Source organism: Paraburkholderia sp. TE9906 (genome assembly GCF_056279605.1).
This window is the reverse complement of record NZ_JBWCCT010000025.1, coordinates 15005-38856: the sequence shown is the minus strand read 5'-3', so window position 1 is coordinate 38856 and position 23852 is coordinate 15005. Positions and strand designations below refer to the sequence as shown.

At 63.6% G+C, this 23852-nt stretch carries 21 protein-coding genes, 1 tRNA gene and 1 pseudogene; 14 read left to right on the top strand and 9 right to left on the bottom strand.

What is annotated here, in order from left to right; translation table 11 throughout:
- Positions 1 to 65 precede the first annotated feature (65 nt).
- The 5 genes from ACZ9H4_RS35850 to ACZ9H4_RS35830 all read left to right on the top strand — a co-directional run bounded on the left by ACZ9H4_RS35850 (position 66) and on the right by ACZ9H4_RS35830 (position 4395).
- Positions 66 to 1166, top strand: a complete 1101-nt coding sequence (locus tag ACZ9H4_RS35850) for an NAD(P)/FAD-dependent oxidoreductase (RefSeq protein ID WP_476122910.1) — start codon at positions 66 to 68, stop codon at positions 1164 to 1166.
- On the top strand, positions 1159 to 1452 hold the full coding sequence (locus ACZ9H4_RS35845; RefSeq protein WP_408155543.1) for a (2Fe-2S)-binding protein: 294 nt from the start codon (positions 1159 to 1161) through the stop codon (positions 1450 to 1452). The genes ACZ9H4_RS35850 and ACZ9H4_RS35845 overlap by 8 nt, the downstream gene beginning before the upstream one ends.
- Positions 1449 to 2882: an FAD-dependent oxidoreductase gene (locus ACZ9H4_RS35840; RefSeq protein ID WP_476122908.1), complete on the top strand. Its 1434-nt coding sequence runs from the start codon at positions 1449 to 1451 to the stop codon at positions 2880 to 2882. The genes ACZ9H4_RS35845 and ACZ9H4_RS35840 overlap by 4 nt, the downstream gene beginning before the upstream one ends.
- A 38-nt stretch (positions 2883 to 2920) precedes the next feature.
- Complete coding sequence (locus ACZ9H4_RS35835; RefSeq protein WP_476122906.1) at positions 2921 to 3247, top strand: RidA family protein; 327 nt, start codon at positions 2921 to 2923, stop codon at positions 3245 to 3247.
- A 431-nt stretch (positions 3248 to 3678) separates the two neighbouring features.
- Positions 3679 to 4395 (top strand): LysR substrate-binding domain-containing protein, encoded by a 717-nt coding sequence (locus ACZ9H4_RS35830; RefSeq protein WP_476122904.1) that lies wholly within the window; start codon positions 3679 to 3681, stop codon positions 4393 to 4395.
- A gap of 37 nt (positions 4396 to 4432) precedes the next feature.
- Here the strand turns inward: ACZ9H4_RS35830 and ACZ9H4_RS35825 are convergent.
- From ACZ9H4_RS35825 to fdnG, 8 genes and pseudogenes are all read right to left on the bottom strand, one after another.
- Positions 4433 to 4669: pseudogene (locus ACZ9H4_RS35825) on the bottom strand (hypothetical protein); the annotation flags it as partial.
- Positions 4670 to 4983: 314 nt separating this feature from the next.
- Positions 4984 to 5076: transfer RNA gene (locus ACZ9H4_RS35820), tRNA-Sec, on the bottom strand.
- A 20-nt stretch (positions 5077 to 5096) separates the two neighbouring features.
- A complete protein-coding gene (gene selB, locus ACZ9H4_RS35815; RefSeq protein WP_476122902.1) occupies positions 5097 to 7016 on the bottom strand; it encodes a selenocysteine-specific translation elongation factor in 1920 nt (639 codons plus the stop codon).
- Positions 7013 to 8455, bottom strand: a complete 1443-nt coding sequence (gene selA, locus ACZ9H4_RS35810) for an L-seryl-tRNA(Sec) selenium transferase (RefSeq protein ID WP_408155609.1) — start codon at positions 8453 to 8455, stop codon at positions 7013 to 7015. The genes selB and selA overlap by 4 nt, the downstream gene beginning before the upstream one ends.
- A gap of 34 nt (positions 8456 to 8489) precedes the next feature.
- A complete protein-coding gene (gene fdhE, locus ACZ9H4_RS35805; RefSeq protein WP_408145942.1) occupies positions 8490 to 9491 on the bottom strand; it encodes a formate dehydrogenase accessory protein FdhE in 1002 nt (333 codons plus the stop codon).
- 87 nt (positions 9492 to 9578) lie between these two features.
- Complete coding sequence (locus ACZ9H4_RS35800) at positions 9579 to 10235, bottom strand: formate dehydrogenase subunit gamma (protein ID WP_408145944.1); 657 nt, start codon at positions 10233 to 10235, stop codon at positions 9579 to 9581.
- The gene (gene fdxH / locus ACZ9H4_RS35795) at positions 10222 to 11154 is read right to left on the bottom strand and encodes a formate dehydrogenase subunit beta (protein WP_408145946.1); all 933 of its coding nucleotides are present in this window, start codon (positions 11152 to 11154) and stop codon (positions 10222 to 10224) included. Before fdxH ends, ACZ9H4_RS35800 begins: the two co-directional genes overlap by 14 nt.
- A 9-nt stretch (positions 11155 to 11163) precedes the next feature.
- Entirely contained in the window at positions 11164 to 14232 is a 3069-nt protein-coding gene (gene fdnG / locus ACZ9H4_RS35790) for a formate dehydrogenase-N subunit alpha (protein ID WP_476122898.1), read from the bottom strand.
- A 189-nt stretch (positions 14233 to 14421) separates the two neighbouring features.
- On the opposite strand from fdnG, the gene ACZ9H4_RS35785 reads away from it, so the two are divergent.
- From ACZ9H4_RS35785 to ACZ9H4_RS35765, 5 genes are all read left to right on the top strand, one after another.
- Positions 14422 to 14781, top strand: coding sequence for a beta-xylosidase (locus ACZ9H4_RS35785; RefSeq protein ID WP_476122896.1), 360 nt, complete (start codon positions 14422 to 14424; stop codon positions 14779 to 14781).
- 228 nt (positions 14782 to 15009) lie between these two features.
- Complete coding sequence (selD, locus tag ACZ9H4_RS35780) at positions 15010 to 16074, top strand: selenide, water dikinase SelD (RefSeq protein ID WP_476122894.1); 1065 nt, start codon at positions 15010 to 15012, stop codon at positions 16072 to 16074.
- Between the two features lie 188 nt (positions 16075 to 16262).
- Positions 16263 to 17333, top strand: a complete 1071-nt coding sequence (mnmH, locus tag ACZ9H4_RS35775) for a tRNA 2-selenouridine(34) synthase MnmH (RefSeq protein WP_476122892.1) — start codon at positions 16263 to 16265, stop codon at positions 17331 to 17333.
- A gap of 25 nt (positions 17334 to 17358) precedes the next feature.
- On the top strand, positions 17359 to 18414 hold the full coding sequence (locus ACZ9H4_RS35770) for a permease (protein ID WP_408145955.1): 1056 nt from the start codon (positions 17359 to 17361) through the stop codon (positions 18412 to 18414).
- A 41-nt stretch (positions 18415 to 18455) separates the two neighbouring features.
- Positions 18456 to 18590, top strand: a complete 135-nt coding sequence (locus ACZ9H4_RS35765; RefSeq protein ID WP_476122890.1) for a hypothetical protein — start codon at positions 18456 to 18458, stop codon at positions 18588 to 18590.
- 93 nt (positions 18591 to 18683) lie between these two features.
- Here the strand turns inward: ACZ9H4_RS35765 and ACZ9H4_RS35760 are convergent, their stop codons facing one another.
- Complete coding sequence (locus ACZ9H4_RS35760) at positions 18684 to 20006, bottom strand: MFS transporter (RefSeq protein ID WP_408145957.1); 1323 nt, start codon at positions 20004 to 20006, stop codon at positions 18684 to 18686.
- 243 nt (positions 20007 to 20249) lie between these two features.
- Between ACZ9H4_RS35760 and ACZ9H4_RS35755 the strand changes: the two genes are divergently transcribed.
- The 4 genes from ACZ9H4_RS35755 (at position 20250) to ACZ9H4_RS35740 (ending at position 23811) form a co-directional block, all read left to right on the top strand.
- Entirely contained in the window at positions 20250 to 20993 is a 744-nt protein-coding gene (locus ACZ9H4_RS35755; protein ID WP_476122887.1) for an IclR family transcriptional regulator, read from the top strand.
- Positions 20994 to 21062: 69 nt separating this feature from the next.
- A complete protein-coding gene (locus tag ACZ9H4_RS35750; protein WP_476122885.1) occupies positions 21063 to 22115 on the top strand; it encodes a cyclase family protein in 1053 nt (350 codons plus the stop codon).
- 32 nt (positions 22116 to 22147) lie between these two features.
- Positions 22148 to 22849, top strand: a complete 702-nt coding sequence (locus ACZ9H4_RS35745; protein WP_408145963.1) for an SDR family oxidoreductase — start codon at positions 22148 to 22150, stop codon at positions 22847 to 22849.
- Positions 22850 to 22851: 2 nt separating this feature from the next.
- Positions 22852 to 23811 carry a 3-hydroxyacyl-CoA dehydrogenase gene (locus ACZ9H4_RS35740; protein WP_476122882.1) on the top strand — a complete coding sequence of 320 codons (960 nt, stop codon included), beginning with the start codon at positions 22852 to 22854 and terminating at the stop codon, positions 23809 to 23811.
- The last annotated feature ends 41 nt before the right edge of the window (positions 23812 to 23852 follow it).

Genomic DNA, 23852 nt, shown 5'->3' with positions numbered 1-23852 from the left:
ACCACCATTCCGGATACCGAATGTTCCCGCCAGCAATTTCCAGGCAACCACGGAAGAAGTCGTGAATGAAGAACACCTATGATTTCGCCATCGCCGGCGGCGGACTGGTCGGTATGGCGATCGCTTATGGGCTGGCGAAGCGCGGCCAGACCGTCGTCGTACTGGACGGCGAAGATGCGAGCTTTCGCGCCGCGCGTGGCAACTTCGGGCTGATCTGGGTCTCGGGCAAGGGCCGAAAGAAGCTGGAGTACGGGCGCTGGTCGCTCGAGTCGTCGCGGCTGTGGCCCGCGTTCGCCGAGGAACTGGAAGAAGCGGCGGGCCTGAGCCTCGGTTATTCGCGACCGGGCGGATTAAACATCGCTTTGACCGAGGAATCGCTCGCGGCAAGCGTCGAGAACGTCGATTTCCTGTATCGCCAGGATGCCCGGCTCACCTACGACGTGCTAGATCATCGCACGCTGAAAGCGTTGGTACCCGACATCGCCGGCGACGTCGTCGGTGCGGTCTATTCGGAGAACGACGGTCATGTCAGCCCGCTTTACACGCTTCGTGCCCTGTTCGCGGCATTCGAAAGAGCAGGCGGCGACTACGTGCCGAAAGCGACGGTCAGCACGATCGAGCGGCACGGCGACGGATTCCGTATCGACACGGGATTGAGAACGTTCCGCAGTGCAAAGCTCGTGTTGTGTGCCGGGCTCGGCAATCGCGATCTCGCTCCGATGGTCGGCCTCGACGCCCCCGTGGTTCCGCTGCGCGGCCAGATCCTGGTGACCGAGCGCGTCCAACCGTTCCTTCATTACCCCACCCTGTCGGTGAGGCAAACGGCTGAAGGCTCGGTGCTGCTCGGCGAATCCGCGGAGGATGTGGGCATGGATGCTGGCGTGACCGCGGATATCGTCGCACACATCGCCCGCAAAGCCATCAAGCCGTTCCCTTTTCTACAGAGCGTGAACGTGGTGCGGGCCTGGGGCGCGCTACGCGTGATGACGCCCGACAGCATGCCGATCTACGAGGAATCGCTCGAGTGTCCCGGTGCATTTCTCACGACCTGCCACAGCGGCGTCACGCTCGCCGCCGCCCATTGCGAGCTGTTGGTGCCGTGGCTGTTGGGCGGCCAACGTCCTGCCATTCTTGATTATTTCCATGCAAAGCGATTCCATGTTTAGCCTCCTGGAAGGGAGCAAACCGAAGCTGATCCGGATTGAGATCGAAGGCAGGCATGTCGACGTGCCAGAATCGCTGACGGTAGCCGCCGCGCTGCTCTATGCCGGCGTTCACACTTTCCGGCGAACGCCGGTCGGCAATGCGCCGCGAGCGCCGTTCTGCATGATGGGCGTCTGCTTCGACTGCCTCGTGCAGATCGACGATCTGCCCAACCGGCAATCCTGCATGGTCAAGGTCAAGGAAGGTATGCGCGTGTGCTTCATGAACGGCGCGAGGGACATTCAATGACGATCGAATCAGTCGACCTCGTCGTGATCGGTGCTGGACCCGCTGGCATGGCATGCGCGCTGCGAGCGAATTCCCTCGGTTTGAAAGTTCTGGTGATAGACGAAAACCCATTACCAGGCGGCCAGATCTACCGCAACGTCAGCCGTTCGCCTCTGCCCGACCCGGCGCGCCTGGGTGCGGATTACACAGACGGCGCCGAGCTGGTGACTCAATTCAGAGCATCCTCCGTGTCGTACTGGCCCGACACGCTGGTATGGCAAGTGAGCCGATCGCTGGACCTCAGCTTCACACGTCGAAACGAGACGGCCGGAAGCGGTCAGATACACGCCAGGGCGCTCGTCATCGCTAATGGTGCCTATGAGCGCCCCTTTCCAGTGCCAGGGTGGACGCTACCCGGGGTCATGGGTATCGGTGCGGCTCAGACACTTGTCAAATCCGCCGGCCTGTTGCCCAACGTGCCGACGGTGCTGGCAGGCAGCGGGCCGCTGCTCTACCTGTTCGCCTGGCAACTGATTCAAGCTGGTCGGCCGCCCGTCGCGATACTGGAAACCACGCCAACCGCCAATTACCGTCATGCGCTAAAGCATCTGCCCACCGCATTGCGCAGTCCCAACTATCTGTTAAAAGGCATGAAGCTGGTGCGCGCGATCAAGAAAGCGCGCGTCGCCCACATTCGCAATATCGGCGAACTCAACATCGAAGGCGCCGAGCGAGCGGAGCGGATCAGCTACCGGTCCGGAGGACAATCGGCCACGGTCGTGGCAGACCTCGTCCTGTTGCATCAGGGCGTGGTGCCGAACGTGCAACTGACGCGCTCGATCGGCTGCACTCACGACTGGGACGAAGCGCAGCTCTGCTGGCGTCCGCGCACCGACGGCTGGGGCGAGACCTCTGTGCCGAACGTTTTCACGGCGGGAGATGGCGCCGGTATCGGCGGTGCGCTCGGAGCAAGAATCAGCGGGGAGATGGTCGCGCTTGCCGTCGCGCATCGCGTGGAGGCGTTGAGTACCGAATTGTTGATTGAACATGCGGCGCCACTGGGCCGCCAACGCAATCAACACAGCCGCGTACGCCCGTTTCTCGACGCGCTGTATCGCCCGAGCGCGCCTTTTCGTCGTCCATCGGACCAGACAATCGTCTGCCGCTGCGAAGAGGTAACGGCAGGACAAATCCGTGAAATGGCTCGCCTCGGCTGCGTCGGCCCTAGTCAGACCAAATCCTTTTCTCGCTGCGGGATGGGTCCATGTCAGGGCCGTCTCTGTGGTCTGACTGTGTCGGAGTTGCTCGCCGACCAGAACGGGCAGCGAATGGACGAGACGGGCTACTACAACATCCGCCCTCCTATCAAGCCTGTGAGCCTCGGAGAGCTGGCGGCTTCCTTTATCCCCGATGAAAATGCAGCGAAACCAACCGAATGGGTCCCGAAATGAGTGATGCTCCTATCCTGAGAACCTCCGGCAATGCACGAATGAGCAAGATGGTGCGCTTTGGAAACCTTCTGTTCCTGGCCGGACAAACGTCGTCCGGCCAGGAACAGGCACGCTCGATCGAGGAGCAGTGTCTGGAGGCGTTCAGCCGGATCGACACGCTACTGAAGCAGGCGAACAGCGATAAGCGAAATCTGTTGTCTGTGACAATCTATCTGAAGGACATGAGCGATTTCGATCGTATGAATGCGGCATGGCAGCGGTGGGTCGATTCCGACTACCTACCGGCGCGTTGTACGGTGCAGGCGACACTTGGTTTGCCTGAACTGCTGGTGGAGTTCAGCGTCACCGCTGCTGTCCAGGATTAAGTCTTGCCCCAGCCTGCAAAGACTGTCGGGACGCAAACACTCGAGCGGACTCGTCACGTTCTCAGCCAGCAGGGCGAGAGGCGGTTCCGCCGACACGCTGTTGAACGGCAATCGACTCGGGGGACGCCTCCAAGGCAGCCGGAGTCGAACCGACCTGAGAACGTCTGACGCCCTCAACTGGGTTTGAAGCCCGGTCTTTTTGCCCGTGCTACAAGGGTTCTGCGGACCTGAGTGGCATTACGGTGTCATTTGTGGAATGGCGACCATCGCGACAATAGCCGCTGGTTTGTGGCAAGGCCATTCTCTGCGAGGCTAGTCGACTACGACAGTTAGTCGGGTCCGCCAAACAGAAGGCTAAAAGCGGACAACCTAGCCTCTACAAACAAACACTTCGCTCACTTTAAAGTTTGCGGTCTTACGGATTGGGCCGGATGGCGATCGCCTCTCTGCCGGCACTGGGCACAGGCTTTCTGCCTCGTGTCATTGCGGCGTTCGATGCTCCATCCAGAAACGTACAAATTTCCCTACAGGTGATGAGTTCTCGCGAAGTGCATGAGAAGGTTTCGGCTGGACAGGTGGATTTCGGCCTGATGTCCGACGAGATGTCGATGGCCGGCCTCGAGCATTCGGTATTCGCGCGTATGCCGGGTGTCGCAGTGATGAACTCACATCACCCTTTGGCCGCGCGTCCTTTCATCGCTGTTGCAGACCTGCCCGAATTTCCCTTCATCGCGCTGAATCCCGAAGACAGCACCAGGCTGCGTCTGGACACGCAACTCACGGCGCGCGAACTCCGCCTGAAACCGGTCGTCGAGACGCCGTATTCGCACACGATATGCGAACTGGCGCTTGCCGGAGTCGGTATAGGAATCGCTCATCCGATCGTGACCTTGGATTTCGTAGAGCGGGGGCTTGTCGTGAAGCCGATTGACGTCGAGGTCATGTTCACGGGAGTGCTGGTGTTTCGCCCTGGTACGCCACTCGCGGAAACTGCGAGGCAATTCATGCGGCACATGAGAATGCAGCTTGAACGTGACCAGAAGGCGCTCAAACTGGCGTTAGACGCTGCGGTGGCAAAGGAGGACGAAGCCGCCACTCGCAAGCGCAGTCGCCGTGCGGCAGGAGGGCGTGTCCCCCAGAGTCGCTAGTGCCCTGAAATGCATCCTGCCCAAGGGGGATCGCAGGCAACAACGCCGCGCACAGCGTTTCAACGGACACGCGAAGACTTTCGTGCAACCGGTCGACGTCCACCATACCCAGCTGCGGCACAACACCCTCGTACGGATCGACGTCCGGTCCCAGCAGTCGTGCAACCACGTGGCCCGGTAGTGCATTCGCCTTCTCGAACTTCCACAGTATCGAGACGAGGGGCTCGCATGGATCGAGCCACTTCCTGTTGAAGACGTAACCGAGCGCAGGCATAAGCTTCCGCTCATCGACCGCGAGGATCGGAAAGCGCGGCGCCTTCAGGGGCGCCGTACTATGCTGCGGCGACGAGAACGCGACCAGACGATGATCTCCAGGGTTTGTGGCCGCTGGATGCCGGAAGCAGATCGCGGTGCAGGCAGTCGCGCAGTCGCAATGTTCTCAACTCCGACCACGCCGACGACAGAATCGACTGTGACGGAGTAGTGGCGTGAGATTGTCATTCCTGCGGGTACTGCGGGGTAATGTGGGGGCAAGAACAGTTTGAAGGAAATCAGTCGATCGCTCGCAAACCCTTATAGAACCGAGGGCGGAAGGCAGCCGGAGTCGAACCGACCTGAGAACGTCTGACGCCCTCAACTGGGTTTGAAGCCCAGCCGCACCACCGGATACGAATGCCTTCCTTCGGTGATTGAACTACGCGTTATTCGATCAGCAGATCGAGCCAACGACTCTCCGTGCGCATCAGGTGCAGGCCACGGTGGAAGCGAGTATACCCAACCCGGTCGAAGAATTCCAAAAGCTGGATCGCGCGCTTGCGCCCCAGTCCGGTGGCATCACGAAAAGGCGCGGCCCCTACCGTGCCCACGTTCTTCTGTGCTTCGGTCGCCGCGATGGCAGCCAGCTCGCGAATCATTTCCGGGTGATAAAAGAGGTCATGCACGACCTGGAAAAGCTCGCCCTGGCGCGCGAGTTTGCGCATCAATTGACGCACACGCACCTCGGGCACACCATGGGCGCTCGCCAGATCACGCACCCACGGCGGATCGAAGCGCCCTGCCTTGATCGCTGGCAGCAGCGCTGCCGCGAGCGCCTGATCGGCGTCGTCGAGCGTCACGGTGTGGCGAGGCAGATGCAGCCATGGCCCGCGCTTGACCACCGCACCGCGCGCCGCCGCCTCGTCGACGAGCGCGCGCCACAGCACATCGTCCACCAAGGGCGCTGCGATTCGCCGCAAGCGCGACACGTCCGGACCCAGTTCGTCCGGGGAGCGCTCGTGATATTGCGTCAGCGTCGATATCAGCCGGTTGTCCAACGCCTGCCATGAAGCATCGGCGACCAGCAACGCATCGTGGCGAGGCAATTCGACCACGCGAGTGCCGGACGGCAACGCGAGCGCAGCCGCCGGCATGCCCGTCAGCCTTTCCAGCAACGCGCGCGACAAACCATGCGGCGCCCTCGCGAACATCGCGTCGAGCGTGCCGGTGTCGAGCATCGTCTGGATCGCATCGAGCCACGCGAGCCGCTCGGCCGAGCGCCGTTTGCGCGACGGCGCGAATGCATCGAGCACATGCCCACCGCCCACGGTTCGATCGGCCTGCGCATTGCGCACGACGAAGCGATCGCCCGCGACCGCGCACACCGGACGCTCGAACACGAGTTGCACACGGGCGCGTTGACCGGCGCCCAGTGTTTCACCTTCGAGCAATGCGACATGCGCAACCTGATGCTGCGTGCCCAGATGAACATGCAGCGGCGCCCAATGCTCGAGCGTGAGCGGCGCATCGGCGAGCAGCGTCAGCATCACGTCGAGCCGCTCCGACGCCTGCGACAGACGCGGATCGACGATCCAGTCGCCGCGATCGATCGCGCTCTTCTCGATGGCCGCCAGATTCAACGCGCAGCGCTCGCCGGCACGCCCGCTCTCGGTCGGCCGATTCTGCGCATGAATGCTGCGCACCCGCACCGCCTGATTCTTCGGTGCCAGCAGCATCGTCTCCCCGACCGTCACGCTGCCGGCGACCACGGTCCCGGTGACGATGGTGCCTTGCCCCGCGAGTGTGAAAACCCGATCGACGGCAAGCCGGAACAGGCCGTCGGCGCGCTTCATATGCCACGCCTCGGCCGCCGCACGCAGATGCGCTTTCAACGCGGCGACGCCGGGGTCATCAACGCGCGTCGCGCAGGTCTCGAACACGGGCGCATCCTTCAGCACGCCGCCGCTCACAAACGCGGCGACCTCATCGCGCACTTCCCGCAGTCGCTGCGCATCCACCCGATCCACCTTGGTCAACGCGATCGCGCCGCGCTGGATGCCGAGCAGTTCCACGATCGCCAGATGCTCGCGCGTTTGCGGCATCACGCCGTCGTCGGCGGCAATCACGAGGAGCGCGAAATCGATGCCGCTCGCGCCCGCGGTCATCGTATGCACGAGCTTTTCGTGGCCCGGCACGTCGATCAGGCCGAGCACGTCGCCGTTCTCGAGCGGCACGTACGCGTAACCCAGTTCGATCGAAATGCCACGCGCTTTCTCTTCTTTCAGCCGGTCCGTATCGACGCCCGACAACGCCTTCACCAGGCTCGTCTTGCCGTGATCGATGTGTCCCGCCGTGCCGACGATCATGCCTTCGCGCCCTTCAGTTGTTCGGTCAACTGCGCGATCAGTTGCGCTTCATCGGCGGCTTCGAGGCAACGCAGATCGAGGCGCAGCGCGTCGTCCGCGATCCGGCCGATCACCGGCCGCGCCATCTCGCGCAGCAGCTTTTCCACCGCGAGCAAATGACGTCCGCCGCGCTTGCCGTCGGCCATCCTGACGACGAGGCCGTAGCTCGGCAGCACGTCGACCGGCAACGCGCCGCTGCCGATCTGGCTGAACATCGGCTCCGCGACCACCGCATAGCGCTCGCCGAGCGCACGCTGCAAAGCCGGCTGCACGCGCTCGGCCGCGAGCCGGATGTCGTCGGCGGCACGCGTGAGCAGGCGCAGCGTGGTCAGCCGCTCCACGAGTTTCTCCGGCGTGCGATACAACTGCAGTACCGGCTCCAGCGCCGCGAGCGTCAGCTTGCCGACACGCAGCGCGCGCTTGAGCGGATGCTTCTTGATCTTCGCGATCAGATCGCGCCGCCCGACGATCAGGCCCGCTTGCGGGCCGCCGAGCAGCTTGTCGCCGCTGAACGTGACGAGGTCCGCGCCGGCTTCGACGGTTTCGCGCACGGTCGGCTCGCGCGGCAGGCCCCATTGGCTCAGATCGACCAGCGTGCCGCTGCCGAGATCCACGGCAACCGCGAGGCCGCGCTCATGCGCAAGCGGCACGATTTCGTCGAGGCTGGCTTCCTTGGTGAATCCGTTGATCGCGTAGTTGCTCGCGTGGACCTTCATCAGCAGCGCGGTTTGCGGACCGATGGCTTCGGCGTAGTCTTTCAGATGCGTGCGATTGGTCGTGCCGACTTCGCGCAGTTTGGCGCCCGCGCGGCTCATGATGTCAGGAATGCGAAACGCGCCGCCGATCTCGACCAGCTCACCGCGCGACACGACCACTTCCTTCTTCGACGCCAGCGCGGAAAGCGTAAGCAGCACCGCGGCGGCGTTGTTGTTGACCACGGTGGCCGCTTCGGCGCCGGTCAGCTCGCAAATGAGTTCGTCGATGAGGTCGTCGCGGTCGCCGCGCTTGCCGGTGCCGAGATCGAACTCGAGGTTGGCGGGTTGCGTGAGCGCCTTCATCACGGCCTGCACCGCCTCATCGGGCAACAGCGCGCGGCCGAGATTGGTGTGCAGCACCGTGCCGGTCAGATTGAACACGCTGCGCAAGCGCGAGGCGTTGCGCTTGCGCAGCGCGGCTTCGACCGCTGCCTGCAGCCGCGCGATGTCGAGCGCGCTGGCGGACGCATCGCCCGCTTGCGCGCTGGCGCGCCACGCGTCGAGCGCGGCACGCACCGCGCCCAGCACCTGCGTACGGCCATAGTTGCCGATCAGCGCCGCGAATTCCGCCGACGCCATGACCCTCTCCACCGACGGCACGCGCGCCATCAGCGCGCGCAGTTCCGAGCCGCTCACATCGCTCACGAAGCAATCCCTTTGAAGTGGTGTCCGGCCGATTCTAGTCGGACCCGGACTCGCCGGCGGGCTCATCCGTGTCGCCAGCCTGCTCCGGCCACAGCCACGGATGCGGCGACGCGCGCCGGTAACCCTCCGCCCCCATCAGCAGATCCAGCGTGAGGCTGGCGAGATCGTCCGCGAACGGCTCGAAATCGTAGTCCTTCGACTGAATGCCGATCTTCCGGTAAGTATGGCATTCGTCGCACGACTCCGCCTTCAATACGGCGTTTTTCGATTCGGCTTCCCGCGTCGCTTCGTCCGCGTCCGGCGAGCCGACCGCGTGATAGGCGATGCCCTTTGTCGAATCGCAGTTCGAGCATTTCGAGCGGACCATGTGCCACTCGGTTGAGCACAAGCCGCATTGCAGGTAGCGGTAATTGTCATGCGCGCCGCCCACCCGCACGATGCTCGCCACGGGATGCGAGCCGCACACGGGGCAGAGCCCGAGCGTTTCGATATACGGCACTTCGCGCTTGTCGATGTCGGCGGCGAGATCGGTCCAGACCACCTGCAGCGCGGCCATGATGAACGGCGCGCTGGCCGGATCGATTTCGTCGAAGCGCTGCGCGAAGATCGCGTCGGCCTGAGCGTCGAGCGCGGCGGTGTCGAGCGTGCGCAAGCGCGCGATCAATTCCACGAGCGGCGGCGTGAGCGGACCGGCGGCTTCGAGCTTGTCGAGCAACTGGCTCAGCACCGCGCGCCACGCGGGATCGCGTGCGCCGGAGAGCGCGGGGATCAGCGGCATCGAATGCTGCTGCGCGCTTGCGATCAGTTCGGGACTCGGCGGCTGCGCCTTGAAGCCCGCGATCACCGCCTGCTGCGCGTCAGCCAGCACGGCCATCAGGCGCAGGTAACCGGCGATCGGATTGTTGAGAGCCGCGAGCTGGCGCAGGCGTGCGGCGCGCGGCGCGAACACCGCGAGGCGTTCCGGCATGCGGATGCGGGGAATCGCCGTGTGATCGAGCGCCTCGATGTCGCCCGCTTCAAGAATGCGTTGAACCACTGTATCGACCTCTAAAAACTGAAGAGCCGCCGCGCTTCGTCGAACAAAGGCGGCGGCTCGGTGTGCAGGGCGCTGAAACGCGCTGCCTTATTTGCCGATGATTTCCTTGAACCAGTTCGGATGATGCTTGCGTGCCCAGCCGTACGTGACCGTGCCGCGCGTCATCGCGCCGATCGAGCCCTTCACCCACAACGCGGCGTATATATGCACGACGATGCCCACGATCAGCACGAACGCCGTGGCCGCATGCACCAGCGCCGCGAGCCGGATGATCCCGATCGGGAAATAGAACGAGAAGTAGCGCCGCCAGATCACGATGCCGCTCAGCAGCAACAACACGAGACAAACCACCATCGTGAAGAACAGCAGCTTCTGACCGGCGTTGTACTTGCCGATCGCGGGGAGCTTTTCCTCGCGATTGTTGAGCACGTCGTCGATCTGCCTCATCCACTGGATGTCGGCCTGGTCGAGATAGTTGTGATGCCAGAAGCGCAACGCAAGAATCAGGAACGACACGAACATCACACAGCCGACGAACGGATGCAGAATCCGCGTCCATTGCCCGCCGCCGAAGATCGCATAGAGCCACGACATCGCCGGATGAAACATGGCGAGGCCGGAGAGCGCCAGCAATACGAACGTGATCGCGGTGATCCAGTGATTCGTGCGCTCGTTCGGCGTATAGCGCACGATCAGGCTATTGCCCTTCACGTCCTTCAGCTCGGTATGCTCAGGGTGCTTCATTGGATGCCTCCCTCGAACGGCGTGCTTCGTCGGCTTCGCGTTGTGCCACGGCTTCGTCTTCCACCGTCACCTCGTTCGGACCGACACGCGTGTAATGGAAGAACCCGGCCACGGCCGCGAACGCAATACCCGCCAGCGCGAGCGGCTTAGCGAGCCCCTTCCACAGCGAGACCATCACGCTGATCTTCGGATTGTCCGGCAAGCCGTGATACAGACCCGGCCGGTCGGCATGGTGCAGCACGTACATCACGTGCGTGCCGCCCACTCCTGCGGGATCGTACAGACCGGCGTTCTGGAAACCCCGCTCCTTCAGATCGACGATACGGTCCGCGGCCTGCTGGTGCATGTCCTCCTTGGTGCCGAACATGATCGCACCCGTCGGACAGGTCTTCACGCAAGCAGGCTCCTGCCCGACCGCCACGCGATCCGAACACAGCGTGCACTTGTACGCGCGGTGGTCCTTCTTCGAAATGCGCGGCACGTTGAACGGGCAGCCGGCGATGCAATAGCCGCAGCCGATGCAGTTTTCCTCGTGGAAATCCACGATGCCGTTCGTGTACTGCACGATCGCGCCAGGTGCCGGACAGGCCTTCAGGCAGCCCGGATCCTCGCAGTGCATGCAGCCGTCCTTGCGGATCAGCCACTCCAGATCGCCTTGCTCGTTCTCGTACTCGGAGAATCGCATGACGGTCCACGAGTGCTCGGTCAGATCGGCGGGGTTGTCGTAGACGCCGACGTTCACGCCGACTTCGTCGCGCAGGTCGTTCCATTCCATGCAGGCGGTCTGACACGCCTTGCAGCCAATGCACTTCGACACGTCGATGAGCTTGGCGACCGTACCCGTGACCGGCTCACGCACTTGCGGCGCAGGCACGGTCGTGGCGGAAATACGTCTGATATCCAGTGATTGCAGTGCCATCTCTTTTCCTTATGCCTTTTCGACCTTGACGAGGAACGACTTGAATTCCGGTGTTTGCGAATTCCCGTCGCCCACGGAAGGCGTCAGCGTATTGACGAGATAACCCGGTTGCGTGAGGCCCTTGAAGCCCCAGTGCAACGGCAATCCGACGGTCTGGACTTTCTTGCCTTCGATCGTCAGCGTTTTGATCCGCTTGGTGACGAGCGCGACCGCGAACACATGGCCGCGATTGGACGACACCTTGATGCGATCGCCGGCCACCACGCCGACTTCCTTCGCCAGATCCTCGCCGATCTCCACGAACTGCTGCGGCTGAATGATCGCATTCAGATGCGCGTGCTTCGTCCAGTAGTGGAAATGCTCGGTCAGACGATAGGTGGTCGCCGTATGCGGGAAGTTCTCGTGCGTGCCGAATGCCGCCCGATCGTCCGGGAACACGCGCGCCGCCGGATTGCTGACGACCGCCTTGTTCTGCGGATGCAGCGGGTTGTAGCCGAGCGGCGTTTCGAACGGCTCGTAGTGCTCGGGGAACGGCCCTTCGACCAGACCGTCACGCGAGAAGAAGCGCGCGACACCCTCCGCATTCATGATGAACGGATTCATGCCGTTTTCCGGCGGCTCGTCGACCTTGAAGTCCGGAATATCGGCGCCCGACCACGTCTTGCCGTTCCACGCGATCAGCTTGCGCTTCGGATCGAACGGCTTGCCGCTCACGTCGCACGACGCACGGTTGTACAGAATCCGCCGGTTCGCCGGCCATGCCCACGCCCAGTTCAGCGTATTGCCGATACCGGTCGGGTCGGAGTTGTCGCGGCGGCCCATCTGGTTGCCCGCCTGGGTCCACGATCCGCAGAAGATCCAGCACCCGCTCGCGGTGCTGCCGTCGTCGCGCAACTGCGCAAAGCTCGCCAGCTGCTCGCCCTTCTTCGCGAGCACCTTGGTTTTATCCGTCGGATCGGTGACGTCGGCGAGCGCCTTGCCGTTGAACTCCATCGCGATCTCTTCGGGCGTCGGGCTTTCCGGATTCGAGTACGGCCAGCTCATGTTGAGGATCGGATCGGGATACTTGCCGCCGTCCTTGCGATAAGCAGCGCGGATGCGCAGCCACAGCCCCGACATGATCTCGAGATCGCTCTTCGATTCGCCCGGGCCTTCCCCGCCTTGCCAGTGCCACTGCAGCACACGGCTCGAACTGACCAGCGAGCCGCGCTCTTCCGCGAAGCAGGTGGTCGGCAGACGGAACACTTCGGTCTGAATCGACGCCGTATCGACGTCGTTGAAGTCGCCGAAGTTCTTCCAGAACTCGGACGTCTCGGTGGCGAGCGGGTCCATGATGACGAGCCACTTCAGCTTGGCCAGACTCGCGCCGATCTTCGCCTTGTTCGGCGCCGCGGCGAGCGGGTTGAAGCCCTGCGCGATGTAGCCGGTCATCTTGCCTTGATTCATCAGCTCGAAGACCTGCAGCATGTCGTACGACTTGTCGAGCTTCGGCAGATAGTCGAAGCCGAAGTTGTTCTCGGTCGTCGCGTTATCGCCCCACCACGACTTCATGAAGCTCACATGGAACGCGCGATAGTTGCGCCAGTAGCTCAACTGGTTCGGCCGCAGCGGCTGCGCCGCGCGCTTCGTGATGTACGCGTCGAAGTCCTGCTCCGCTTCCATCGGCAACGTCATGTAGCCGGGCAGCAGGTTCGACATCAGGCCGAGGTCGGTCAAGCCCTGAATGTTCGAGTGACCGCGCAGCGCATTCATGCCGCCGCCCGCAATGCCGATGTTGCCGAGCAGCAGCTGCACCATCGCGCCGGTGCGGATGATCTGCGAGCCGACCGAGTGATGTGTCCAGCCGAGCGCGTACAGCACCGTGCCGGCGCGTCCCGGGACGGCCGTCGAGGCCAGCATCTCGCACACGTGGAGGAACTTCTCCTTCGGCGTGCCGCAGATTTTCTCGACCTGCTCGGGCGTGTAGCGCGAGTAGTGCTGCTTCATCAGCTGATAAACGCAGCGGGGGTTCTGCAGCGTCGGATCGACCTTGGCGAAGCCGTCGTCGCCGCGCTCGTAATCCCACGAACTCTTGTCGTAGCTGCGCTTCTCGGCGTTGTAGCCGGAATACAGACCGTCGGTAAACGAGAAATCCTCACGAACGATGAACGACATGTCCGTGTAGTTCTTCACGTACTCGTGCTGGATCTTGTCGTTGGTGAGCAGATAGTTGATCACACCGCCCAGGAACACGATGTCCGAGCCGGTCCGGATCTGCGCGTAATAGTCCGCCACCGACGCCGTGCGCGTAAAGCGCGGGTCGACCACGATCAATTTCGCCTTGCGATGCGCCTTGGCTTCCGTCACCCACTTGAAACCGCACGGGTGCGCCTCGGCCGCATTGCCGCCCATCACGAGAATCACATCCGCGTTCTTGATGTCGACCCAATGGTTCGTCATCGCTCCACGGCCAAACGTCGGGGCAAGACCTGCCACCGTCGGGCCGTGTCAGACACGTGCTTGATTGTCGAATGCGAGCATGCCAAGACTACGGATAGTCTTGTGCGTCAAATAACCTACTTCATTGCTGCCGGCGGATGCGGCCAGCATGCCGGTGGTCAGCCAGCGGTTGACCTTCTTGCCGTCTTCGGTCGTCTCGACGAAGTTGGCGTCGCGATCCTCCTTCATCAACTTCGCGATGCGATCGAGCGCGTCTTCCCACGAAATACGCTTCCATTCATTGGAGCCGGCCGCGCGGTACTCGGGATACTTCAGACGGCTTTCGCTATGAATGAAGTCGATCAGGCTCGCGCCCTTCGGGCACAGCGTGCCGCGATTGACCGGATGATCGGGATCGCCTTCGATGTGGATGATGCTGGACTTTGCATTCTTGGCGTTGTCGCCCAGTCCGTACATCAGGATGCCGCAGCCTACCGAGCAGTACGGGCAGGTGTTGCGGGTTTCGGTTGTGCGCGACAATTTGTACTGGCGGACTTCCGCTAGCGCGGGTGCCGGCGAGAAGCCCATCAGGGCGAGACTCGATCCGGCTAGCGTGGTGGCGGAGACTTTCAGGAATTGTCGCCGGGACATATGGGTCATTTAATGGCCTCGGCTCTTTGGGGTACTGAAGGGATTATAGGGTGCGATATGACGTCGTGCAGCCAGACTTGCACGCTTGAACACCAGGGGAAATATGAACTTTTACAGCCGGTTTTAAAAAACCGCGGGCATCATTCCTGCTGCATAGATTGCGCTACTCCAACTTTAACTTCGGTAAAAGGCGCTCCTATGACTCGCCGTTCTCTGTTCCATTTCCGCCCAGGCAATTTTCACACTTCAGCGCGAGTATTGGCGCCGGCGCGGGTGGCGTCGGTCGTGCTGGGCGGCGTGATGCTCGTCGCGAGTCCCTACGGCAGCGCGCAAATTCCCCAGGGCGCTGGCTCGCAGCAGCAGGAAAATCGCACGTCTGCCATGGGGGCGACGCCCGACCCGGCGGCCTCGATGGTCCACGAGTCGCACAAACCGCAAGCCAAGGACGGCGGATCGGCCACCTCACGCGGCAAAACCGGTGAAAAGGATCACAAAACCCATGGTGCGGGCGGTTTTGACAATGGCTTGTACGGCACCGGCGCAGGCAGCAACAAGTGACAATTGACGCGAGTCAATTTGTCGCACCTTTGCGGAACGTATTTTGCGGCTTGCCCCGCATTGAGGGCTCCGTTTATTTTGAGTTAAGGCACTGCGCCATAGCGCGTGGCTCATGGCGCAGTGCCGCGCCTTCCCGCGCGAGCCGCATGCGCGAGGCACGTCTGGGCAGCGCCGCGGGCGAACAACCCGCATAATTGCGGTCATCCGCAGCCCGAGACTCGCGCCAACATGACCGACACCCCCGCCCAAATCAGCCCATCGCCCCGCCTCACCAGCCTGTCGCACGGTGGCGGCTGCGGCTGCAAGATCGCGCCCGGCCTACTCGCCGATCTGCTCAAGCGCAGCGCGCCGCTGCCGTTCTTCCCCGACCTGCTGGTCGGCAACGACACCGCCGACGACGCCGCCGTCTACAAGCTCAACGACGAGCAGGCGATCGTCGCCACCACCGACTTCTTCATGCCGATCGTCGACGACCCGTTCGACTTCGGCCGCATCGCCGCCACCAACGCGCTGTCTGACGTCTACGCCATGGGCGGCAAGCCGCTCATGGCGCTGGCCATCGTCGGCATGCCGATCAACGTGCTGCCGCACGACGTGATCGCGGCCGTGCTGAAGGGCGGCGAGTCCGTCTGCGCCGAGGCCGGCATTCCGCTCGCGGGCGGCCATTCGATCGATTCGGTCGAGCCGATCTACGGCCTCGTCGCGATTGGCGTGGTCGATCCGAAGCGCGTCAAGCGCAATGCCGGCGCTCAGGCGGGCGACGTGCTGATTCTCGGCAAGCCGCTCGGCGTCGGCATCCTGTCGGCGGCGCTGAAGAAAGACCGGCTCGACGCCGCCGGCTACGCCGCGATGATCGGCGCAACGACCAAGCTCAATCGTCCGGGCGCGGAACTGGCGCGGCTGGACGGCGTGCATGCGCTTACCGACATCACCGGCTTCGGCCTGCTCGGGCACACGCTGGAACTGGCGCGTGGCTCGAATCTCACCGCCCGCGTGCGTTATGCAGATCTGCCCTGGCTGCCGGACGTGGTCGACCTCGCGCAAGCCGGCATCGTTACCGGCGCCTCAGGGCGCAACTGGGACGCGTACGGCAAAGACATCGTCTTGCCCGCCACGTTGCCGTCGACGGCCCGTGCGCTGCTGACCGACCCGCAAACCTCGGGGGGCCTGCTGGTCTCGTGCGCACCGGAATCGGCCGACGAAGTGCTCGCGCTGTTCCACGCCGACGGCTTCGGCGACGCGCGCGTGATCGGCGAAATGGTGGAGGGAGAAAGGCGCGTCGAGGTCGTTTGAGGCGTTTGAGGCGTTTGTTTGGCGAGCTTGTCGACGCTTTTGCTCCACTCACCTGGCGCAGGCCACAGGCCGGCACGAGAACCCACGCGAACCGCCCCGCACGCCAACGCCTTTCCGCATACACCGGCCCGCCCTGGCGGCGCATGCGATAATTTCACCCTTCCGCCGCCCCGTTTCGTCCGTACCCCTTGAAAAACCTTCTCGTCAGCCTCGAAAAAGCAGGTGATTTCGATGAAATCATCGATGTCCGCACGCCTCTCGAGTTCGCGGAAGACCATATTCCCGGGGCGCTCAACGCGCCTGTGCTGAGCAACGAAGAGCGGGTGCTGGTCGGCACGACGTACAAGCAGGTGTCGCCGTTCGAAGGCACGCGCATCGGCGCGGCACTGGTCGCACGCAACATCGCGCATCACCTGGAAACGACCTTCGCCGACCGGCCGCGCAACTGGCGGCCGCTGATCTATTGCTGGCGCGGCGGCAAGCGCTCGGGCTCGGTCACGACGCTCTTCAACATGATCGGCTGGCCGGCTCGCCAGCTGGACGGCGGCTACAAGAGCTATCGGCGCTTCACGCTCGACACGCTCGACACCCTGCCGAAAACCTTCTCCTACATCGCGCTGGTCGGCCCGACCGGCAGCGGCAAGACGCGCCTGCTCGCGGCGCTGAACCAGGCGGGCGCGCAGACGCTCGACCTCGAAGCGCTGGCCGCGCATCGCGGCTCGCTGCTCGGCGCATGGGCGGGCGTGCCGCAGCCGTCGCAGAAGCGTTTCGACACGCTGCTCGTGAGCGCGCTGCGCGAGTTCGATCCGGGGCGGCCGGTGTTCGTCGAAGCGGAAAGCCGGCGCATCGGTTCGGTCGCGTTGCCGCTCGCGCTGCTGGAAACGTTTCATCAGGGTGCGTGCGTCGAGGTGCTGTCGAGCCGCGAAGATCGCGCCGAGTTCCTGTTGCACGACTACGCCCATCTGTTCGACGACCCCGAGGCGCTGAAAGGGCAACTGCAACGGCTGATCGGCTTGCATAGCCGCGAACGGGTGACGGGCTGGCAACAGCTCGTCGACGCCGACCAGCGCGCCGAACTCGCGCACGAACTGATCGAGCTTCACTACGATCCGGCGTACGCGCGCAGCAGCCATCAGCACTTCGTCCAGTTGCCGCACGCTTTGCCCTTGACTTTCCGCCCCAACGACGCCGACGTCGTCGACCAGGCGAAAGCGTTATTGACGCGGCTCGACAGCCGCGCGCTTGCCGCTGTGATCTGATCAAAAAACCACGCTGGGACCACTCATGCAATCAACCCTTAGACAACCTCGTATCGCGCTTGGCTGGATCGTCTTCCTGCTGATCGCCGTCGTCGGCCTCTTCTACGTGAAGTGGTTCCCGTACTACAACCGCGCCTTCGTCGCCGCGAGCCAGCACTCGATCGGCAAGTCGATCCTGATGGGCACCTCGGCGAGCGCGCCGGACGCATCGTGGCAAGCCGCGATCGACTACGCGTTTGCGTACGGCAAGGCCATCTGGCAAGCGATGGTGCTCGGCCTGCTGCTCGGCTCGGCGGTGCAGGCGCTGATTCCGCCGCAATGGGTCGCGCGCGCGCTCGGCCGGACCGATTTCAGCAGCGTCGTAAAGGGCGGGCTGATGTCGTTGCCGGGCATGATGTGCACCTGCTGCGCGGCGCCGGTCGTTGCCGGTTTGCGTGCGCGCCAGGCGGCGCCGGGCGCGGCGATCGCGTTCTGGCTCGGCAACACCGCACTGAATCCGGCCACGCTGATCTTCATGGGCTTCGTGCTCGGCTGGCAGTGGATGGGCTTGCGCCTCGCGCTCGCCATCGTGATGGTGTTCGGCCTCGGCTATCTGGTGAACCGCATGGTCACGCCGAAAGAAGCCGAAGCGTCACGTGAAGCCCTCTCGCAACTGATCACCGCCGACGACCCCGGCACCGCGTTCACGCGCTGGATGAAAATCCTCGCCAGCATGACGCTGCGCCTCGTGCCCGAATACATCGTGCTGGTGTTGATTCTCGGCGCCGCGCGCGCGTGGCTGTTTCCGCACATCGGCCCGCACATCGACAACAGCCTGCTGTGGATCGTCGCGTTGGCGATCGCCGGCACCCTGTTCGTGATCCCGACCGCCGGCGAAGTGCCGATCATCCAGGCGATGCTTTCGTTCGGCATGGCCGCGGGTCCTGCCGGCGCATTGCTGTTGACGCTGCCGCTGATCAGCGTGCCGTCGATGGCCATGCTGGGCCGCTCGTTCCCGCGGCGCGTGCTGACCGCGGTGGCAGTGGCCGTGGTCGCGTGCGGCGTGGTGAGCGGCCTGCTTGCGATTGCTTTGGGCTTCTGAATTTCCGCTTCTTTTCCGCTTCTTTTCCGTATCGCAAGCGTATGAAACGAATCGCCGCATTCACGCTGACAAGCTGGTCGGCTGCCGGCCTGCTGTATGTCGGACAACACTCGGTGGCGCTGATCGCGATCAGTGCCGTCGTTGCGCTAGCCGGCTTCGATCTGCTGCGCCCCTGACGGCGAGCCGCGTTCCAGTCGAACTGAACGCGGCCTGCCGCGAGGCGGCTCGCCGCCTTTCCTGCGCAACCCTTCCCCGTTCGGCGCAGACGTTCAGCTCTGCGCCAGCATCGCTTCGCGCGCCGCATCACGCGCGCCTTCCTGACGCATCCGCGTGATCAGCCCCAGTGCGCAGAACAGCGTAATCAACACGTGCAACACGCCGAGTGCGACCACCGACAGAATCGAGCCGGTCGCGCCGAGCAGGTATTGCCCGAGAATCGGCGTCGTACCGGCGAACACCATGCCGCAGATTTGATAGGAAAGCGAAATACCCGTGTAACGCACTTGCACCGGAAACGACTTCGCCAGAATGCCGGCCATCGCCGCGTAGTACAGCGAGTGTGGAATCGACGCGAGCGCCATGCCGAGCATCGCGAGTTTCGTCGAGCCGGTTGCGATCAGCGAAAACATCAGCGGCAGTGCGATGATTTCCGGCACCAGCATGTAAATCACCGCTTTTTTCAGGTCCATTTTCGTCGCCAGCAAGGCGCCGAACGGTTGCACGATGAGCTGCACGACGATCGCCCCGGTGATCACCGTGAGGAACTGCGTGCGGTCGAAACCGATACTCGTCACGGCCCACGACAACGCAAACGTCGTCTTGAAATAAGTCGCCGACAAGCCGATCACGCACGCGCCCACGCCCATCGCCACGAGACCTTTGTGGTCGCGCAGCACTTCGGCGATCGGCAGTTTCGCGACCTTCTTGCGGTCCTTCAATTGCTGCATCGCGGGCGATTCGTCGACGCTCATGCGGATGAACATCCCGACTACCACCAGCAACGCGGAGAACAGGAACGGCACGCGCCAGCCCCACGTCATGAACTGGTGGTCGGGCAGCATCGACGTCAGCAGGAACGCCACGGTTGCAAGAAGATTGCCGGCGGGCGAGCCTTGCTGTGCGAAGGCCGAGTACAAGATTTCCTTGCCCTTCGGTGCGTGTTCGGACGACAGCACCACCGCGCCGCCCCACTCGCCGCCCATCGCGATGCCCTGCATCAGACGCAGCAGAATCAGCAACGCGGGCGCAAGCAAACCGATCTGGTTGTAGGTCGGCAAAAGACCCATGCCGGTCGTGCAGCAACCCATCAGCATCAACGTAATGATCAGCGTTTTCTTGCGGCCCACCTTGTCGCCAAGGTGGCCGAAGATGATCCCGCCGATCGGCCGCGCCAGAAAGCCCACCCAGAAGGTCGCGAACGCGGCGAGCGTGCCGGCCAGCGCCGACGTGGTCGGAAAGAAGATCTTGCCGAGCACGAGCGCCGCCGCCGTGCTGTACGCGTAAAAGTCATACCACTCGATCGTCGTCCCGACGAATGATGCGATACCCGCCTTGCGGGCATTCCGGTGTTGCGTTTCGAGCGTGAGCGCCATCGGGGTACGTCTCCATGTTGAGTCGCCAATGCAAGCGGACGGACCTCACATCCGACCCGCGTTCGCTGTTCGATTAACGAACTTTATTTTCTCTACCGAACAGGAGGCGGACTATAGGGATCGTCGGCGATACGCGTCAATCGAGGGATTACCCTGCGACAACTTCCGGCAACACGGCAACCGACTAGGTGTATACCCGCGCCCCTATTGCCATCGCATTATCGAAATGTCGATAATGTTCTCATGGATGTGAAAACAGCAGTACGCGTCTTCGACGTGATAAACCTCTTTGCCGAAGTGCGGCAACCCATGATCTACAGCGAGATCGCGCGTCGAACCGAGATCCCGCTGTCGAGTTGCCACGCGCTTTTGCAAACCATGGTGGCCAAGGGCTACCTGTACGCGCCGGGCGTGAAGGCCGGCTATTACCCCACCCAGCGGCTGCTGCACGTCGCTCGCGACATCTGCAGCGAAGACCCGCTGACGCTGCTGTTCCAGCCGCTGCTCAGTTCGCTGCGCGACGCCACGGGCGAGACCGCGGCGCTCGCCACGCTGGCCGGCAACCGCGTCGTCTATCTCGAGGTGATGGAGTCGCGCCAGAAGATTCGCTACAGCGACGAGCCCGGCGGCTTCATGTACGTGCATGCGAGTGCGGCGGGCAAGGCGCTGCTCGGCGCGCTGTCGGTGGATGCGCGCCGCAAGCTGCTCGACAGTTGCGAGCCGTTGACCGCATCGACCGACGGCTCGGTGATCGACCGCAAGACACTCGACGCCGAAGTCGAGCAAGGCGTGACGAACGGCTGGCATCGCTCGACGGGCGAAAACGTCGAAGACGTCGCCGGTCTCGCACGCGGCTTCCTGATTCACGGCGAAGCGTTCGCGCTGGTAATCGGCGGCCCGAAGGCACGGCTGCTCAAAAACGAACAGCGCGCAATCGAAGCGCTGCTCGACATCTACGGCCAGATCCCGCCAGGACTCCTGGCGTGACGGCGCGCCGCCACGCATCGTTCGGTATCCGAACGGTGCAGTGCGCAGGCCAGCTCAGAAGGATTTGCAATGCGCTGGAAGAACAGGCCGGAAGGCTCGAACTGGGGTGACTTCGGAGCCGACGACCAACTCGGCAGGCCGAATCTGATCGGCACGGAACAGGTACTGACGGGCGCGCGTGAAATCCGCGCGGGTCTGAGCTTCTGTCTGTCGTTGCCGCTCGACTTTCCCGGCGACAACAAGCTGAACGTGCGCCGCCACCCGCCCGTCTTGCGACCCACGTTCAGGGACGGCCTGCCCTACGTGAACTTCCCGTTCGCGCGCAACGAACCCGGCGCCACCGACGTCGTCAGCGACGACCAGGTGTTGCTGAGCCTGCAATATTCGACGCAATGGGATTCGCTCGCGCACGTGGGCGCGCGCTTCGACGCGGACGGTGACGGCGTGCCCGAGAGCGTCTACTACAACGGTTATCGTGCGCACGCCGATGTCGTCGGGCCGATCGAGTATCGCGCCGACGAAGGATTTGCGCCGCACGCATGCGGCGGCGAACACAGTCACGCCGACGTGCTCGGCATCGAGAACCTGGCGGTCAAAGGCATGCAGGGCCGCGGTGTGCTGGTCGATCTGGTCGCGCATTACGGTCGCGAGCATCGCACGGTCGGCTACGACGACCTGATGTTCGCGATCGAGGCCGACGGCGTGCGGATCGAACGCGGCGACATGCTCGTGCTGCGCACCGGCTTCGCGGAGATGGTGCTGGAAATGAATCGTCATCCTGACGAAGCCGTACTCGACAGTCACTGCTGCGCGCTCGACGGCCGCGACGAACGCCTGCTGCAATGGCTCACCGATTCGGGCATTGCAGCGCTCGCCGCCGACAACTACGCGGTGGAACGCTATCCGGCGCGCCCGCCCGCGACGCCGGGCGAGCATCCGCTAATGCCGCTGCACCACCATTGCCTGTTCAAACTCGGCCTGCCGCTCGGCGAACTCTGGTACTTGCGCGATCTCGCCGCGTGGCTGCGCGCAAACGGCCGCTCGCATTTCATGCTGACGGCGCCGCCGCTGCGCCTGCCTGGCGCGATGGGTTCGCCCGTCACGCCGATCGCGACCGTCTGAGCTTTCTCTCTTTCCCTTTCTGAATCTGAAACATGGCCAAAGAACGAGTGTTGATTACCGGCGGCGCCGCCGGCATCGGAGCGGCATGCGCCGCGCGCTGCGAGGCGGATGGTTATGACGTGGTCGTGATCGATCGCGTGGGCGACGGACTGATCGCCGATCTGTCGGACCCGCAGGCGACTGCACAGGCACTCGAACGCGCGCTCGAAGGCGGGCCGATCACGCGCCTCGTCAATAACGTCGGTGTCGTGGTGCCGGCGAACGCCGCGGAGCAATCGCTCGAAGAACTCGAACGCGCGTGGGCGCTCAACGTGCGCTGTTCGCTGCAATGCATGCAGGCGCTGTTGCCCGGCATGAAGGCTGCAGGCTTTGGACGCATCGTCAATATGTCGTCGCGTGCGGCGCTCGGCAAGGAATTGCGCACCGCCTATTCGGCGACCAAGGCTGCATTGCTCGGCATGACGCGTGTGTGGGCGCTCGAACTCGGCGCGTTCGGCGTGACCGCGAACGCGATCGGCCCTGGTCCGATCCGCACCGAACTGTTCGACCGCGCGAATCCGCCGGATGCGCCGCGCACGCGCGCGATCATCGACAGTGTTCCGGTCAAGCGCGTCGGCACGCCGGCCGACGTCGCGCATGCCGCGTCGTATCTGCTCGATGCGCGCAGCGGTTTCGTGACGGGCCAGGTGCTGTACGTGTGCGGCGGCATGACCGTCGGCATCGCGGGAGTCTGAGCATGGCCGCTCAGAAGACGCGGCGTGCGGGCATTGTCGGCGGCGGCAGCATCGGCATTGCATTCGCGGTGGTGTTCGCGCGTGCCGGTTGGCAGGTGCGTCTGTTCGATCCGGCTGCGCAGCGGCGCGAGCTTGCGCCGGCGGAAATCCTGCAACGGCTCGAAGAGTTGACGCGCTTCGGCCTGCTCGATGAAGCAGCGAACGTGGTCGCCGCTCGCGTCGAAATCGTCGCGACGCTCGACGCCGCCGCAGCACACGCTGACCTCGTGCAGGAATGCGCACCCGAGCGCGAGGAGATCAAGCGCGAACTGTTCGCTCAACTCGATCGCGCCGCGCCCGCGCATGCGATCCTCGCGAGCGCCTCGTCGTTTCTCGCAGCGTCGCGCTTTATCGACGCTACGTTGCCGGGCCGCGGCCGCTGCCTCGTCGCGCATCCGGGCAATCCGCCCTATCTGATTCCGGTCGTCGAAATCGTGCCCGCGCCGTTCACCGACGACGACGCCGTCACACGCGCCATCGATCTGTTCAGCGACGCCGGCCTCAAGCCGGTGCGCGTCGCGAAAGAAGTGGAAGGCTTCGTCTTCAACCGGCTGCAAGGCGCGCTCTTGCGCGAAGCGTATTGCCTCGTGCGCGATGGTGTCGCGTCGGTGGACGACATCGACACCGTCGTGCGGGAAGCGCTGGGTTTGCGCTGGTCGGTGATCGGCCCGTTCGAAACCGCCGATCTGAATACGCGCGGCGGCATCGCGTCGCACGCGCAGAAGATGGGCCCCTCGTATGCGCGCATGGGCGCCGAACGCGGCCAGCACGATCCGTGGACTCATGAGCTCGTCGCGGATGTGGCCGCCGCACGCCGCAGCGCGTTGCCGCTCGACCAATGGGAAGCGCGTGTCGCATGGCGCGATCGTGCACTGATGAAGCTGGCCCAGTATCGCAAGGAATCCCTATCGAACGATTCATAGCCCGCGGCCGTTATATCCCGCCGTAATCTCCGCATGACCCG

Excerpts from the sequence above, each read along its gene's own strand:
- ACZ9H4_RS35850 (WP_476122910.1), top strand. The coding sequence starts at position 66 with ATGAAGAACACCTATGATTTCGCCATCGCCGGCGGCGGACTGGTCGGT.
- ACZ9H4_RS35845 (WP_408155543.1), top strand. The coding sequence starts at position 1,159 with ATGTTTAGCCTCCTGGAAGGGAGCAAACCGAAGCTGATCCGGATTGAG.
- ACZ9H4_RS35840 (WP_476122908.1), top strand. The coding sequence starts at position 1,449 with ATGACGATCGAATCAGTCGACCTCGTCGTGATCGGTGCTGGACCCGCT.
- ACZ9H4_RS35835 (WP_476122906.1), top strand. The coding sequence starts at position 2,921 with ATGAGCAAGATGGTGCGCTTTGGAAACCTTCTGTTCCTGGCCGGACAA.
- ACZ9H4_RS35830 (WP_476122904.1), top strand. The coding sequence starts at position 3,679 with ATGGCGATCGCCTCTCTGCCGGCACTGGGCACAGGCTTTCTGCCTCGT.
- selB (WP_476122902.1), bottom strand. The coding sequence starts at position 7,016 with ATGATCGTCGGCACGGCGGGACACATCGATCACGGCAAGACGAGCCTG.
- ACZ9H4_RS35800 (WP_408145944.1), bottom strand. The coding sequence starts at position 10,235 with ATGAAGCACCCTGAGCATACCGAGCTGAAGGACGTGAAGGGCAATAGC.
- fdxH (WP_408145946.1), bottom strand. The coding sequence starts at position 11,154 with ATGGCACTGCAATCACTGGATATCAGACGTATTTCCGCCACGACCGTG.
- ACZ9H4_RS35785 (WP_476122896.1), top strand. The coding sequence starts at position 14,422 with ATGACTCGCCGTTCTCTGTTCCATTTCCGCCCAGGCAATTTTCACACT.
- selD (WP_476122894.1), top strand. The coding sequence starts at position 15,010 with ATGACCGACACCCCCGCCCAAATCAGCCCATCGCCCCGCCTCACCAGC.
- ACZ9H4_RS35770 (WP_408145955.1), top strand. The coding sequence starts at position 17,359 with ATGCAATCAACCCTTAGACAACCTCGTATCGCGCTTGGCTGGATCGTC.
- ACZ9H4_RS35765 (WP_476122890.1), top strand. The coding sequence starts at position 18,456 with ATGAAACGAATCGCCGCATTCACGCTGACAAGCTGGTCGGCTGCCGGC.
- ACZ9H4_RS35760 (WP_408145957.1), bottom strand. The coding sequence starts at position 20,006 with ATGGCGCTCACGCTCGAAACGCAACACCGGAATGCCCGCAAGGCGGGT.
- ACZ9H4_RS35755 (WP_476122887.1), top strand. The coding sequence starts at position 20,250 with ATGGATGTGAAAACAGCAGTACGCGTCTTCGACGTGATAAACCTCTTT.
- ACZ9H4_RS35750 (WP_476122885.1), top strand. The coding sequence starts at position 21,063 with ATGCGCTGGAAGAACAGGCCGGAAGGCTCGAACTGGGGTGACTTCGGA.
- ACZ9H4_RS35745 (WP_408145963.1), top strand. The coding sequence starts at position 22,148 with ATGGCCAAAGAACGAGTGTTGATTACCGGCGGCGCCGCCGGCATCGGA.
- ACZ9H4_RS35740 (WP_476122882.1), top strand. The coding sequence starts at position 22,852 with ATGGCCGCTCAGAAGACGCGGCGTGCGGGCATTGTCGGCGGCGGCAGC.